General features: G+C 57.4%; 11 protein-coding genes. 9 read left to right on the top strand and 2 right to left on the bottom strand.

From position 1 onward, the window contains the following. The first annotated feature begins 386 nt into the window (after positions 1-386). From dhaK to IAE27_RS08165, 4 genes are all read left to right on the top strand, one after another. Positions 387-1457 (top strand): dihydroxyacetone kinase subunit DhaK, encoded by a 1071-nt coding sequence (dhaK, locus tag IAE27_RS08180; RefSeq protein WP_064373412.1) that lies wholly within the window; start codon positions 387-389, stop codon positions 1455-1457. A 10-nt stretch (positions 1458-1467) separates the two neighbouring features. Beyond that, entirely contained in the window at positions 1468-2100 is a 633-nt protein-coding gene (dhaL, locus tag IAE27_RS08175; protein WP_016808018.1) for a dihydroxyacetone kinase subunit DhaL, read from the top strand. A gap of 10 nt (positions 2101-2110) precedes the next feature. Beyond that, positions 2111-3532 (top strand): dihydroxyacetone kinase phosphoryl donor subunit DhaM, encoded by a 1422-nt coding sequence (dhaM, locus tag IAE27_RS08170; protein WP_108704520.1) that lies wholly within the window; start codon positions 2111-2113, stop codon positions 3530-3532. A 67-nt stretch (positions 3533-3599) separates the two neighbouring features. Continuing rightward, positions 3600-5249, top strand: a complete 1650-nt coding sequence (locus tag IAE27_RS08165; protein WP_004105926.1) for a glycerone kinase — start codon at positions 3600-3602, stop codon at positions 5247-5249. A gap of 455 nt (positions 5250-5704) precedes the next feature. Here IAE27_RS08165 and IAE27_RS08160 read toward each other — a convergent pair whose 3' ends face one another. Continuing rightward, the gene (locus IAE27_RS08160; protein WP_024274741.1) at positions 5705-6478 is read right to left on the bottom strand and encodes a siderophore-interacting protein; all 774 of its coding nucleotides are present in this window, start codon (positions 6476-6478) and stop codon (positions 5705-5707) included. 241 nt (positions 6479-6719) lie between these two features. Here IAE27_RS08160 and IAE27_RS08155 point away from each other — a divergent pair, with 241 nt between their 5' ends. Then, positions 6720-7265: a PadR family transcriptional regulator gene (locus tag IAE27_RS08155; protein WP_004105928.1), complete on the top strand. Its 546-nt coding sequence runs from the start codon at positions 6720-6722 to the stop codon at positions 7263-7265. Between the two features lie 240 nt (positions 7266-7505). Next, a complete protein-coding gene (gene ygjG, locus IAE27_RS08150) occupies positions 7506-8885 on the top strand; it encodes a putrescine aminotransferase (RefSeq protein WP_004105929.1) in 1380 nt (459 codons plus the stop codon). Between the two features lie 36 nt (positions 8886-8921). On the opposite strand, the gene IAE27_RS08145 is transcribed toward ygjG, so the two are convergent. Further along, complete coding sequence (locus IAE27_RS08145; protein ID WP_004105930.1) at positions 8922-9254, bottom strand: tRNA-binding protein; 333 nt, start codon at positions 9252-9254, stop codon at positions 8922-8924. A gap of 219 nt (positions 9255-9473) precedes the next feature. Here IAE27_RS08145 and ebgR point away from each other — a divergent pair, with 219 nt between their 5' ends. The 3 genes from ebgR (at position 9474) to IAE27_RS08130 (ending at position 14292) form a co-directional block, all read left to right on the top strand. Further along, the gene (gene ebgR, locus IAE27_RS08140) at positions 9474-10457 is read left to right on the top strand and encodes a transcriptional regulator EbgR (protein ID WP_004105931.1); all 984 of its coding nucleotides are present in this window, start codon (positions 9474-9476) and stop codon (positions 10455-10457) included. Positions 10458-10753: 296 nt separating this feature from the next. Then, a complete protein-coding gene (ebgA, locus tag IAE27_RS08135) occupies positions 10754-13846 on the top strand; it encodes a beta-galactosidase subunit alpha (protein WP_154022524.1) in 3093 nt (1030 codons plus the stop codon). Next, positions 13843-14292, top strand: a complete 450-nt coding sequence (locus IAE27_RS08130; RefSeq protein ID WP_004105933.1) for a beta-galactosidase subunit beta — start codon at positions 13843-13845, stop codon at positions 14290-14292. The genes ebgA and IAE27_RS08130 overlap by 4 nt, the downstream gene beginning before the upstream one ends. Positions 14293-14334: the final 42 nt, after the last annotated feature.

Raw genomic sequence — 14334 nt, 5'->3', positions numbered from 1 at the left:
ATGAAACGACGGGATTGCGATCTCGATCCGCTCGTTCAGCGCAAAACAAGCGGAAAAAGTGGATGAAGTACGGCGTTTTTCGCCGCTACTGGCGCCTGGAGAGGTAAAATTTTTTCCCCCCCGCGTCTGGCAAGTATGTGAAGTGAGATGAAATAGTCGCCCTGGCTCGCATTTTTCGATTTCTCCCGGCAAAAGCGTTTCATAACGGAACAAAATTTACCGTGCGCGTTTCGTAATGAAACTCATTTTATGGCGATTTTTTTTCCCGTTAACTCAGCCAGAATCAATACATCGCCCGATATCGCATATCGACAGGCGATACCCCTACACGATGACCGCTTCCGTCAGCAGAGAGGCCGCATCGAAACTCCGATGGAGAATAAACAATGAAAAAACTGATTAACCGTGTCGAAGATGTCCTGAGTGAACAACTGGCGGGCCTGGCAAAAGCGCACCCTGAACTAACGCTGCATCATGATCCGGTCTACGTCACCCGCGCCGATGCACCGGTGGCCGGGAAAGTAGCGCTGCTTTCCGGCGGCGGCAGCGGTCATGAGCCGATGCACTGCGGATATATTGGCCAGGGCATGCTTTCCGGGGCCTGTCCGGGGGAAATTTTCACCTCCCCGACGCCGGATAAAATGTTTGAGTGCGCCATGAACATCGACGGCGGCGAAGGCGTGCTGCTGATTATTAAAAACTACACTGGCGATATTCTTAACTTTGAAACCGCCACCGAGCTGCTACACGAAAGCGGCATCAAGGTTACCACCGTGGTAGTCGATGACGATGTGGCGGTAAAAGACAGCCTCTATACCGCCGGACGGCGCGGCGTGGCCAATACCGTGCTGATTGAAAAACTGGTGGGCGCGGCCGCCGAGCGCGGCGACTCGCTGGCAGCATGCGCTGAACTGGGGCGCAAGCTTAACAACCTCGGCCACTCTATCGGCATCGCGCTGGGCGCCTGCACCGTTCCGGCCGCCGGCCAGCCCTCATTCGAACTGCAGGACGATGAGATGGAGTTCGGCGTCGGCATTCACGGCGAACCGGGCATCGACCGCCGCCGCTTCACCTCCCTCGATCGCACCGTTGACGAAATGTTCGATACTCTGCTGGAAAACGGCGCCTATAGCCGCATGCTGCGCCACTGGGACAACGTGAAAGGCGCGTGGCAGGAGGTAACGCAGACCAAGCAGGCGCTGCAAAAAGGCGATCGGGTTATCGCGCTGGTCAACAACCTCGGCGCCACGCCGCTGTCCGAGCTCTACGGCGTCTATAACCGTCTGACGCAGCGCTGCGAGGAAACCGGCATCGCGATCGAGCGCAATCTTATCGGCAGCTACTGTACCTCTCTGGATATGGTCGGTTTTTCCATCACCCTGTTAAAAGCCGATGACGAGACGCTGGCATTATGGGACGCCCCGGTTCACACCCCGGCGCTGAACTGGGGAAAATAAGGAGCACGACATGTCATTAAGCAGAACGCAAATCGTAGACTGGCTCTATCGCTGCGGCGATATCTTCACCAAAGAGAGCGATTTTTTGACCGGTCTGGACCGGGAGATCGGCGATGCCGACCACGGCCTGAATATGCATCGTGGGTTTAGCAAGGTGGTGGAAAAGCTGCCTTCGATTGCCGATAAAGACATTGGTTTCATTCTTAAAAATACCGGCATGACGCTGCTGTCCAACGTCGGTGGGGCCAGCGGCCCGCTGTTCGGCACCTTCTTTATCCGCGCCGCTCAGGTGACCCAGGCCCATCAGAGTCTGACCCTGGACGAGCTTTATCAAGCCATCCGCGAAGGCGCGGAAGGCGTGGTGAATCGCGGCAAAGCCGAGCCGGGCGATAAAACCATGTGCGACGTCTGGCTGCCGGTAGTGGAATCGCTGCGCCAGTCCAGCGAACAGCACCTGTCAATCCAAAGCGCTCTTGATGCTGCCAGCGAACAGGCGCAAGCCGCCGTCCAGGCCACCATCGCCATGCAGGCACGCAAAGGACGGGCCAGCTACCTGGGCGAACGCAGCATCGGGCATCAGGATCCGGGCGCGACCTCGGTAATGTTGATGGTTCAGATGCTGGCCGCAGCGGCCAAAGAGTAAGGAAAACGCGATGGTAAACCTGGTGATTGTTTCGCATAGCGCTCGTCTGGGCGAAGGTGTCGGAGAACTGGCCCGGCAGATGTTAATGAACGATGGCTGTAAGCTGGCGATCGCCGCCGGAATTGACGATCCCACCAGCCCGATCGGCACCGATCCCATTAAGGTTATGGAAGCCATCGAGTCCGTAGCCGACGCCGATCATATCCTGGTGATGATGGATATTGGCAGCGCCCTGCTGAGCGCCGAAACCGCGCTGGATCTCCTCGATCCGGCCATTGCGGCGAAGGTTCGCCTGTGCGCGGCGCCGCTGGTGGAAGGAACGCTGGCGGCGACGGTGAGCGCCGCCGCCGGGGCCGGCATCGACAAGGTCATCGAAGATGCCATGAACGCGCTGGAGGCAAAACGCGTACAGCTGGGATTGCCATCGCAACCGCAACACGCGGCGTTGACCGCCGCGCCGATCGACGACCGCGATGCGCGCTCGGTTTCCGTGGTGATTCAAAACCACAACGGCCTGCATGTTCGCCCGGCGTCAAAGCTGGTCGCCGCGCTGGCGGGATTCAACGCCGACCTGGTGCTGGAGAAAGGAGGTAAGTGCGTCACGCCCGACAGCCTCAACCAAATCGCCCTGCTTCAGGTGCGCCGTAACGATACCTTAAGGCTGCTTGCTCGCGGGCCGGATGCCGATGCCGCGCTGGCAGCGTTCCAGGCGCTGGCGGCGGAGAATTTCGGCGAGCAAACCGAGGCGGCGTCTGCGACTCAGCCCGCCTGCGCCAATCGCGTACAGGGTAAGGTCGTACTCTATTCCCAGCCGCAGGAGAAGGTCTCACGGGAAAAAGGCGTCGCCATCGGTCAGCAGCAGCTGCGGCTAAAACGGGCCATCGATCGGACGCTGGAAGAGCTTAGCGCGCTGACGACCCTGGCGGAGGCGAAGTTTTCCGCCGACATCGCGGCCATCTTCTCCGGGCATCATACCCTGCTCGATGACCCTGATTTATACGCCACCGCCTGCGATAGGGTGCGCGACGAGCAATGCAGCGCGGAGTGGGCGTGGCATCAGGTGCTGAACGATTTAAGCCAACAATATCGTCATCTCGACGATCCTTACCTACAGGCGCGCTATATTGATATTGAAGATATTTTGCACCGCACGCTGCGTCACCTTAACGGGAGCAACGAAGTACTACCGCAGTTTGACGGCCCCTCGATCCTCGTGGCCGACGATATTTTTCCTTCTACCGTCCTGCAGCTCGATGTGGATCGGGTGAAGGGGATCTGTCTGCAGGCCGGCAGTGAACTCTCTCACGGCGCCATTATCGCCCGTCAGGCGGGTATCGCGATGCTTTGCCAGCAGAGCGATGTCCTGACCACGCTACAAAAGGGGGAGACCGTCATCCTTGATATTCCCGGCAAGCGCGTGATTCGCGCCTAGCCTGCTCTAACCTTCTCGCCCCGGAGGCTGTCCCCTCCGGGAACTCGCTTAACTTTCAGGATCCGTTATGTCTCAATTCTTTTTTAATCAGCGCGCCAACCTCGTCAATGAAGTGATTGAAGGAACCATTATCGCCAGCCCGTGGAATAACCTGGCGCGGCTGGAAAGCGATCCCGCCATTCGCGTGGTGGTGCGTCGCGATCTCGACAAAAACAACGTGGCGGTGATCTCCGGCGGCGGTTCCGGTCACGAACCGGCCCACGCGGGCTTTGTCGGTAAAGGCATGCTGACCGCCGCCGTCTGCGGCGATCTGTTTGCCTCGCCGAGCGTCGATGCGGTGCTGACCGCCATCCAGGCCGTGACCGGCGATGCCGGCTGCCTGCTGATCGTCAAGAACTACACTGGCGATCGTCTGAACTTCGGCCTCGCCGCGGAGAAAGCGCGCCGCATGGGCTATAACGTCGAAATGCTGATCGTTGGCGATGATATTTCGCTGCCGGATAACAAACACCCGCGCGGTATTGCCGGGACGATTCTGGTGCATAAAGTGGCCGGCTACTTCGCCGAACGCGGCCACAATCTGGCGACCGTGCTGCGTGAAGCGCAGTATGCCGCCAGACACACCTTCAGCCTCGGTCTGGCCCTTTCCAGCTGTCACCTGCCGCAGGATGCGGAAACGACTCCGCGCCATCATCCGGATCAGGCCGAACTGGGGATGGGGATCCACGGCGAACCGGGCGCTTCGGTTATCGCCACGCAGAACAGTGCGGAAATCGTTACGCTGATGGTAGAAAAGCTCAGCGCCGCCCTGCCGGAAACCGGCCGCCTGGCGGTGATGATCAATAATCTCGGCGGCGTATCGATTGCCGAAATGGCAATTTTGACCCGCGAGCTGGCCAATACCCCGCTGCATCAGCGAATCGACTGGCTGATAGGCCCGGCGTCGCTGGTCACCGCGCTGGATATGAAAGGCTTTTCCCTCACCGCCATCGTGCTGGAAGAGAGCATTGAGAAAGCGCTGCTCTCCGCGGTCGAAACCGCCGGCTGGCAGACGCCAGTGCAGCCGCGCGCAATCAGCGTGATGCCCTCGTCGCTGCGCAGTACGCGGGTGGAGTTTACGCCCTCGGAGAATAGCGAGGTTGCAGGCTACGTAGAGCGGGTGACCGGTACGCTATCCAATCTGGAAGCGGACCTCAATGCGCTGGATGCGAAGGTTGGCGACGGCGATACTGGCTCCACCTTTGCCGCCGGCGCACGCGATATCGCCGACTTACTTCAGCGCCGTCAGCTGCCGCTGGCTAACCTCGCCACGCTGTTCGCCCTGATTGGCGAGCGTCTGACGGTTGTGATGGGCGGTTCCAGCGGCGTGCTGATGTCGATTTTCTTTACCGCCGCCGGGCAGAAGCTGGAACAGGGGGCAAGCGTCGCCGAAGCGCTAAACGCCGGTCTGGCGCAGATGAAGTTTTACGGCGGTGCCGACGAAGGCGACCGAACCATGATTGACGCCCTGCAACCGGCGCTGGCGGCGCTGCTGGCCGAACCGGAAAATCTGCAGGCCGCTTTCGCGGCGGCGCAGGCGGGCGCGGATCGTACGCTTCACGCCAGCAAAGCAGGTGCAGGACGCGCATCGTACCTGAACAGCGATAGTCTGCGCGGCAATATGGACCCCGGAGCCCACGCGGTGGCCATGGTGTTTAAAGCGCTGGCGCAGAAATAGTCTCTCTGGCACCGCCCCTGCTCCCGGGGGCGGCGCTTAACGCGCCTTGCCCGGGCTACAGGTTCACCGCCGTCTGCGGGCCGGCCGCCCCATGGTTTACCGCCGTCTGCGGATCGGTAGACCGGACAGATTGCAGCATCGCCTCCGGGAATTGTGACACCCTGCGCGCTGCTCCCGGGGGCGGCGCTTGACGCGCCTTGCCCGGGCTACAGGTTCACCGCCGTCTGCGGGCCGGTCGCCCCATGGTTCACCGCTTTCTGCGGATCGGTAGCCCGGACAGATGCGCAGCATCGCCTCCGGGAATTGTGCCACCCTGCGCGCTGCTCCCGGGCGGCGCTTAACGCGCCTTGCCCGGGCTACAGGTTCACCGCCGTCTGCGGGCCGGCCGCCCCCATGGTTCACCGCCGTCTGCGCCCGGGTCAGGCGCCAGCCGCAACCCGGGTTTTCTCCCGCGCTTACTTGCTGTGCCAGTAGGCCTGCGAACGCACCAGCTGCGGGTCAATCTCCGGACCTTCAAAACGCGCCAGCAGTGATTTCACCACCGCGCCTTCCCCGGTCACCCAGATAAAATAATCTTCGGTTGGAACCACAACCTGCGCCAGACGCTCGGCCACGGCAGAGGAGTGATGTCCCACCACCCACTCGATATGAAAACCATCGAGATCGGCCAGGTAATCTTGATAAGACTCATCGCCAATGGTGACGATCGCCGTGACCTGCGGGCGCGTCGGAAGCTGCCGCAATCCCAGCAGACGGCGGCGCAGCGCGGGCATACCTGACTCATCAGTCACATACAGCTGCCAGGCGTAATCTTCCGGCACCACCAGCGAACCGCGCGGGCCGCCGATGACCAGCTTATCGCCCGGTTTCGCCGCCAGCGCCCAGCTGCTGGCTATACCGCCATCGTGAATAAAAAAGTCGTACGCCAGCTCATGACGGTCGGCGTCGTAAAGCGGCGTATAATCGCGGGTCGCCGGACGTACGCCTTCGCCCCAGTTAATGCCTTCATCCGTCACCTCCGGCGGCGTAAACGCAGCACCCGCAGTGGGGAAAAAAAGCTTGGTATGGTCGTCGAAACCCTGGGAGACAAAGCCTTCCAGCGCCTCTCCGCCCAGCACGATACGCTGGAATGCGCTGCCGATACGCTCGACGCGCAATACGGTTAACTCACGGAAACGCAGCTCATTACGCACGCGCTGCGGGTATTTAAGATTCCTGCTCGTTGTCATCTTTCATCGCCTTGGTGAACGGAATAGATATATCTAAAAATATTGCAAATGATAATGATTGCCATTAAAAAAGAATGCAAGCACTTTTTGATATAGCCATAGTAAAACGCCACAAAAGTCAAAAAATAGAATTAAATCTCTAATTATCAACTATATAAAAAATAAATCTGCCACAAGGTTGCGACTTGAGTGTTTTTAGATATAAATTAGATATATCAAAAAAAACTCAAAGGAAAAAATCATGAGAGATCATCACGAAGAAGGCCGTGGGCCACGCGGACGCCACGGCGAACATGGCGAACACGGTCGCAGAGGCGGCGGACGCCGGCAGCGCTTCTTTGGCCATGGCGAGCTGCGCCTGGTCATTCTGGACATCCTCACCCGTAATGCCAGCCACGGTTACGAACTGATTAAAGAGATCGAAACCATGACCCAGGGCAACTACAGTCCCAGCCCCGGCGTCATCTACCCGACGCTCGATTTACTCCAGGATCAGGGATTAATCAGCGTGGCTGACGAAAACGGTCGCAAAAAAATCGCCATCACCGCCGAAGGCAGCCAGCTGCACGCGGAAAACCAGCAGCCGCTGGAGCAGATTCAGGCCAGACTGCAGGCGCGAATGGTGGGTTGTGAGCTACGTAAAAACCCGCAGATGAAGCGCGCGCTGGAGAATTTTAAGGCGGTACTGGATTTAAAAGTTAACCAGCAGGAAATAACCGAAGCGCAGCTAAAGCAGATTGTCGGCGTGATTGACCGCGCGGCGATGGAGATCTCCCAGCTCGACTAATCCTTTGCCTCATTATCGGGCAGCCTGCACCGCCGCGAAGCACGCGGCGGTAACCCTTCAGCGCATCGTTTTACGCCTTCAGGAGTAAAACATGCCAATAATTTCACGATAAGATTAAATTTTGCTCAATTGCGATTTCACGTTGCGTTTATCCCGATTTTCCGGGCCCGCGCCGAAGTGGCGTAATCCCTGCAATACTTAATTCAGTATCATGTGATACGCCCCGCCCAGGAGCATATTTTGAACAGGTTACCTTCAAGCGCATCGGCTCTGGCCTGCAGCGCACACGCACTGAATCTTATTGAGAAGCGAACGCTCGATCATGAAGAGATGAAATCACTTAACCAGGAGGTCAGGGAATACTTTAAAGAGCATGTGAATCCGGGGTTTTTAGCGTATCGAAAATCGGTCACTGCTGGCGGGGATTACGGAGCCGTAGAGTGGCAAGCGGGAGGATTAAATACGCTTGTCGACACTCAGGGACAGGAGTTTATTGACTGCCTGGGTGGGTTTGGGATTTTTAATGTAGGGCACCGTAATCCAGTTGTCGTTTCCGCCGTCGAAAATCAGCTCGCTAAACAACCCCTTCATAGTCAGGAACTGCTGGACCCGCTGCGGGCCATGCTGGCTAAAACCCTGGCGGCCTTAACGCCGGGCAAACTGAAATACAGCTTCTTTAGCAACAGCGGTACCGAGTCGGTCGAAGCGGCGTTAAAGCTGGCGAAGGCCTACCAGTCTCCGCGCGGCAAGTTTACCTTCGTCGCCACCAGCGGCGCGTTTCACGGTAAGTCGCTGGGCGCGCTTTCAGCCACTGCGAAATCCACTTTCCGTAAGCCTTTTATGCCCCTGCTGCCGGGATTCCGTCATGTACCTTTTGGCGATATCAATGCGATGCGCACGCTGCTGAGCGAGTGCCAAAAGACCGGCGATGACGTCGCGGCGGTGATCCTTGAGCCTATTCAGGGCGAAGGCGGGGTGATTCTGCCGCCGCCGGGCTATCTGCCCGCGGTACGCAAGCTGTGCGACGAGTTTGGCGCGCTGCTGATCCTCGATGAAGTCCAAACCGGCATGGGGCGCACCGGCAAGATGTTCGCCTGCGAGCACGAAAACGTTCAGCCGGATATTCTGTGCCTTGCCAAAGCGCTGGGTGGCGGCGTCATGCCCATTGGCGCCACGGTCGCCACCGAAGAGGTGTTCTCGGTACTGTTCGATAACCCGTTCCTGCATACCACCACGTTTGGCGGCAACCCGCTGGCCTGCGCGGCGGCGCTGGCGACCATTAACGTACTGCTGACGCAAAACCTGCCCGCGCAGGCGGAGCAGAAAGGCGATATGCTGCTGGACGGCTTCCGTCAGCTGGCCCGCGAATATCCGGATCTGGTGAATGACGTGCGCGGCAAAGGTATGCTGATGGCGATTGAGTTTATTGATAACGAAATCGGCTATGACTTTGCCAGCGAAATGTTTCGCCAGCGCGTGCTGGTGGCCGGAACGCTCAACAACGCAAGAACGATTCGCGTTGAGCCGCCGCTGACGCTGACCCCTGAGCAGTGTGAACAGGTGCTAAAAGCGGCCCGCCTGGCGCTGGCGGCGCTGCGGGTTTCGGTGGAAGAGGCGTAATGGCTTGCCCTCTCCCGCTCCGGGAGAGGGCGTTTGCTATACGACGCGCACGCCCGCAGGCATCGCTCTTTCCGGCGTAAGCAGTACGCTTTCGCCGCCATCGTCGGTTTCGGCGCATAACAGCATGCACTCCGACGTTTCACCGCGCATTTTGGCTTTCGCCAGATTGCACAGGACCACGACCGTTTTTCCCAGCAACTCTTCTTCTCGGTAATAGGGCACCAGGCTGGTCACCGTCTGCAAGGTGCGCTCGCCAACGTCAATCCGCGCGATATAGAGCTTATCGGCATTCTCATGTCGTTTTACAGCTACAATTTTTCCCGTACGCATTTCCAGTCTGGCAAAATCATCATAAAGCACCGTTTCCATCTTGCACCCCTCAGGTAAAAATTTAGTAAAAGATAACAAAAGTCGGCGAGGTTTCCGCATAATAGTGTAAGGAATGTTAGATCCATCACTTTTTAGTTCGCTATAAACTTCCCGATGCGGATGAATAATACGGGGGAAATTTACTGAAAAGAGATGCAGCGGCCCGCGCTTGCTTTACAATGGTTTGCGTCGATGGGGCAACGTCAGATAAGGAAAACAATGGCCACACTAAAAGATATCGCGACCGAAGCAGGCGTTTCACTGGCGACGGTTTCCCGGGTATTAAACGACGACCCCACTCTGAACGTGAAAGAAGAGACAAAGCACCGCATTCTTGAGGTGGCGGAAAAGCTGGAATATAAAAGCACCAGCTCGCGTAAGACTCAGGTTCATACCGTCGGCCACCATCATATTCTGGCTATCTACAGCTACCAGCAGGATCTGGAAATCAACGATCCTTACTATCTGGCGATCCGCCACGGTATCGAAACGCAGTGCGAAAAGCTCGGTATCGAGCTGACCAACTGCTACTTTAACAACGCGCTACCCGAGCTGAAAAAAGTGACCGGCGTTCTGATTGTCGGCCAGCCTTCACGGGCGATTCGCGATGCAGCCACGGCGTTAACCGACAACGTCTGCTTTATTGATTTCCATGAGCCAGGCAGCAGCTACGACGCCGTCGATATCGATCTGGTGCGTATCGCCAAAGAAGTTATCGACTTTTTTATCGCCCAGGGCGCGCGGCGCATCGGCTTTATTGGTGGCCAGGATGAGCCGGGTAAAGCCGACATTCGCGAAGTGGCCTTCGTCGAATATGGCCGCCTGAAGGGGGTGGTTTCGGAAGAAGATATCTGGCGCGGCGGGTTTTCCAGCTCCTCCGGCTATGAGCTGGCAAAAACGATGCTGGCCAGGGCGGATTTCCCCACCGCGCTGTTCGTCGCGTCAGACTCTATCGCCATCGGCGTGCTGCGGGCTATTCATGAACGCGGCCTCGCGATCCCGGAAGATATCTCGCTCATTAGCGTTAACGATATCCCCACCGCGCGTTTTACTTTTCCGCCGCTCTCCACGGTGCGCATTCATTCAGAAATGATGGGCAGCCAGGGCGTTAATCTGCTGGTTGAAAAAGCCCGCGATGGCCGTGCGCTGCCGCTAAACGTCTTTGTCCCCAGCGTGCTGAAGCTGCGCGGCACCACCCGCTAATCCCCCGTTCTGACGCTAAATCCTCTGCGCCTGGCTCCCGGGGGCGGCGCTTGACGCGCCTTGCCCGGGCTACGGGTTCACCGCCGTCTGCCAAACGGTAGCCCGGACAGGCGCAGCGCGCCGCCTCCGGGATTTTCCTCCATCCCCCATCCTCTGCACCTTTTCCCCATCCTGACCCCTGGCGGCCAACCCGCTCATTTTGTGATCGAGTTAAAGTAAATCACTCCTGGTAGTTTAATTTAGTAAAAGTTTTACTAAAATACCTTCTATCCGTTTAGTCCGTTCAGGGAGGCGATATGAATCGCTGGGAAAATCTTCAACTCACTCATGAAAACCGGCTGCCTCCGCGCGCCTATTTCTTCTCTTACGATTCGCAGGCCCAGGCGCGAACCTTCGCTCGTGAAACCAGCAGCCGCTTTTTGTCCCTTAGCGGACAGTGGAAATTCTGCTTCTTTAACAACCCGCTGCGGGTGCCGGAAGCGTTCACCTCGCAATACATGAGCGACTGGGGGCCGATTACCGTACCGGGAATGTGGCAGATGGAAGGACACGGCCAGCTACAGTACACCGACGAAGGCTTTCCCTTCCCGATTGACGTTCCCTACGTGCCGACCGACAACCCTACCGGCGCCTATCAGCGCATCTTTACCCTCAGCGAGGGCTGGCAGGACCAGCAGACCCTGATTAAATTTGATGGCGTCGAGACCTATTTTGAAATTTACGTTAACGGTCAGTACATCGGTTTCAGCAAAGGCAGCCGCCTGACGGCGGAGTTTGATATTAGTCACGCGGTAAAAAACGGCGACAACCTGCTTTGCGTGCGCGTCATGCAGTGGGCGGACTCCACCTATATAGAAGATCAGGATATGTGGTGGTCGGCGGGTATCTTCCGTGACGTGTATCTGGTGGGCAAAAACCCGCTTCACGTCCAGGACTTCACTCTGCGCACCGATTTTAACGATGACTACGTCGACGCCACCCTCTCCTGCCAGCTGGTGCTGGAAAATCTCGCCGCCCAGCCGGGCGCAGCCACACTGGAATACGCGCTGTTCGACGGCGAAAAGGCGCTGTATGAAGGCGTAACGCCGCGCCTGAGCATCAGCCAGCAGCTGAACGTCAACTTTGCGATCGACGTGAAGGCGCCGCAGCAGTGGTCGGCGGAAAATCCTTATCTCTATCACCTGGTGATGACGCTGAAAAACGCCGCCGGAGAGATTATCGAAGTTATCCCGCAGCGCGTCGGTTTTCGCGATATCAAAGTGCGCAACGGCCTGTTCTACATCAATAACCGCTACGTGATGCTGCACGGCGTTAACCGCCACGACAACGACCATCTGAAGGGGCGTGCCGTAGGGATGGACCGCGTTGAGAAAGATCTGCTGCTGATGAAGCAGCACAATATCAACTCGGTACGCACCGCCCACTACCCCAATGACCCGCGTTTCTATGAGATGTGCGACATTTACGGTCTGTTCGTGATGGCGGAAACCGATGTGGAATCCCACGGCTTCGCCAACGTCGGCAATCTGAGCGCCATCACCGATGATCCGGCATGGGAGCATATATACGTCGAACGAATCGTGCGCCACATTCACGCGCAGAAAAACCATCCGTCGATCATTATCTGGTCGCTGGGTAACGAGTCCGGCTACGGCTGCAACATTCGGGCGATGTATCACGCCGCTAAAGCGATCGACAATACCCGTCTGGTGCATTACGAAGAGGATCGCGACGCGGAGGTGGTGGATATCATCTCCACCATGTATACCCGCGTGCCGCTGATGAATGAATTCGGGGAATATCCGCATGCCAAGCCGCGGATTATCTGCGAATACGCCCATGCGATGGGCAACGGTCCCGGCGGGCTGAGCGAATACCAGAACGTGTTCTATCAACACGACAGTATTCAGGGCCACTACGTCTGGGAGTGGTGCGATCACGGGATTCAGGCCACCGATGACAGCGGCGCGGTTTGGTACAAATTCGGCGGCGACTACGGGGACTATCCTAATAACTACAACTTCTGTCTTGACGGTCTGATTTTCTCCGACCAGACGCCTGGGCCCGGCCTCAGAGAGTACAAACAGGTTATCGCCCCGGTAAAAGTTCAGGCGACCGACATCGCCCGCGGCGAACTGCGCATCGATAATAAGCTCTGGTTCTCGACGCTGGATGACTACACCCTGCGCGTGGAAGTTCGCGCCGAAGGGGCTACGCTTGCCAGCCAGCAGCTTAAGGTGCGCGATCTTGCGCCAAACAGCGGCCGCGATATCACCATTGACCTGCCGGAGCTGGACGATCGCGAAACCTTCCTCAACATCCTGGTGACCAAAGACTCGCGCACGCCGTATAGCGAGGCCAACCATCCGATCGCCGTTTACCAGTTCCAGCTAAAAGAACAGACGGCAACGAAATCGCCGCTGATGAATGCCAGCACAACCCCGCTACAGATAGTTGATGAACGACTGAGCTACAGCATCACCGGGCATAACTTCCGCGTAGTCTTCTCTAAAGTCAGCGGCAAACTGAGCGAATGGCAGGTGAACGGCGTAGACCAGGTGACCCGTGAGCCGAAGATTAACTTCTTCAAACCGATGATTGATAACCACAAGCAGGAATATGAGGGGCTGTGGCAGCCCAGTCACCTGCAAATTATGCAGGAGCATCTGCGTGAATTCAGCGCCGAACAGCGCGGAGACACGGTGATTATCACCACCCGCAGCATTATCGCTCCGCCGGTTTTCGATTTTGGCATGCGTTGTACCTATCGCTGGCAGATTACCCCGCAGGGCCATATTAACGTTGAGCTTGCGGGGGAACGTTATGGGGACTATCCGCATATCGTGCCGTGCATCGGTTTTATGCTGGGCATTAACGGTCAGTTTGAACAGGTGAATTACTACGGTCGCGGTCCCGGTGAAAACTACGCCGACAGCCAGCAGAGCAACATCATTGATGTCTGGCGCACCACCGTGGACGACATGTTCGTGAACTACCCGTTCCCGCAGAACAACGGCAACCGCCAGCACGTCCGCTGGGCCGCGTTTACCGACCGTCACGGCAGCGGCCTGATGGTGGCCCCGCGCGATCCGCTCAACATCAGCGCCTGGCACTATACGGCGGAGAATCTGCACGCCGCGCAGCACTGTAACGAACTGCGTCGCAGCGATGACATCACCCTGAATATCGACGCCCAACTGCTCGGCCTGGGCTCTAACTCCTGGGGGAGCGAGGTGCTGGATAGCTGGCGGGTGTGGCTCAAACCGTTCAACTATGGCTTTACGCTGCTGCCGCTGGAAGGCGGGAGCGCTTCCTCGCAGACGCTGGCGAATCATAGCTTTGGCGCCGGTTTCTTTTCCTCCGATTCACACAGCGAGGCTGAAAAATGAGAATTCTCGATAATTTAGAACAATTTAAGCAAATTTATCACAGTGGACGTAAATGGCAGCGCTGCGTAGAAGCTATCAATAATGTCGATAATATCCGGCCTGGAGTTGCCCATTCGATAGGCGATTCGCTCTCCTATCGCGTGGCAAGCGACAGCACCACGGATGCGCTGTTCGTTGGCAACCGCCGCTATTTCGAGGTGCATTACTACCTCCAGGGTCAGCAAAAAATTGAGTTTGCCGCTAAAGAGCAGCTGCAGACCGTCGCCTGCTATCGCGATGAAACTGACCGTGAATATTTGAAAGGCATTGGTGAAACCGTGCAGGTCCATGAAGGACAAATGGTGATTTGCGATACCCACGAAGCTTATCGCTTTATCTGCGACTCGCCGGTCAAAAAGGTGGTGCTCAGAGTGACTATCGAAGACGGCTACTTCCTGAATAAGTAAGCCCGCGTTACGCAAGATGAGGCCAGCGGATCGACTCGTTGG

This window comes from Klebsiella sp. S69, from assembly GCF_016516145.1.
Lineage (GTDB): Bacteria > Pseudomonadota > Gammaproteobacteria > Enterobacterales > Enterobacteriaceae > Klebsiella > Klebsiella oxytoca.
The sequence above is the reverse complement of the archived record's forward strand: the minus strand, read 5'-3'. Positions and strand labels throughout refer to the sequence as shown.

What these genes read in the sequence shown, in the direction of transcription:
- dhaK (WP_064373412.1), top strand. Translation starts at nt 387, where the DNA reads ATGAAAAAACTGATTAACCGTGTCGAAGATGTCCTGAGTGAACAACTG.
- dhaL (WP_016808018.1), top strand. Translation starts at nt 1,468, where the DNA reads ATGTCATTAAGCAGAACGCAAATCGTAGACTGGCTCTATCGCTGCGGC.
- dhaM (WP_108704520.1), top strand. Translation starts at nt 2,111, where the DNA reads ATGGTAAACCTGGTGATTGTTTCGCATAGCGCTCGTCTGGGCGAAGGT.
- IAE27_RS08165 (WP_004105926.1), top strand. Translation starts at nt 3,600, where the DNA reads ATGTCTCAATTCTTTTTTAATCAGCGCGCCAACCTCGTCAATGAAGTG.
- IAE27_RS08160 (WP_024274741.1), bottom strand. Translation starts at nt 6,478, where the DNA reads ATGACAACGAGCAGGAATCTTAAATACCCGCAGCGCGTGCGTAATGAG.
- IAE27_RS08155 (WP_004105928.1), top strand. Translation starts at nt 6,720, where the DNA reads ATGAGAGATCATCACGAAGAAGGCCGTGGGCCACGCGGACGCCACGGC.
- IAE27_RS08145 (WP_004105930.1), bottom strand. Translation starts at nt 9,254, where the DNA reads ATGGAAACGGTGCTTTATGATGATTTTGCCAGACTGGAAATGCGTACG.
- ebgR (WP_004105931.1), top strand. Translation starts at nt 9,474, where the DNA reads ATGGCCACACTAAAAGATATCGCGACCGAAGCAGGCGTTTCACTGGCG.
- ebgA (WP_154022524.1), top strand. Translation starts at nt 10,754, where the DNA reads ATGAATCGCTGGGAAAATCTTCAACTCACTCATGAAAACCGGCTGCCT.
- IAE27_RS08130 (WP_004105933.1), top strand. Translation starts at nt 13,843, where the DNA reads ATGAGAATTCTCGATAATTTAGAACAATTTAAGCAAATTTATCACAGT.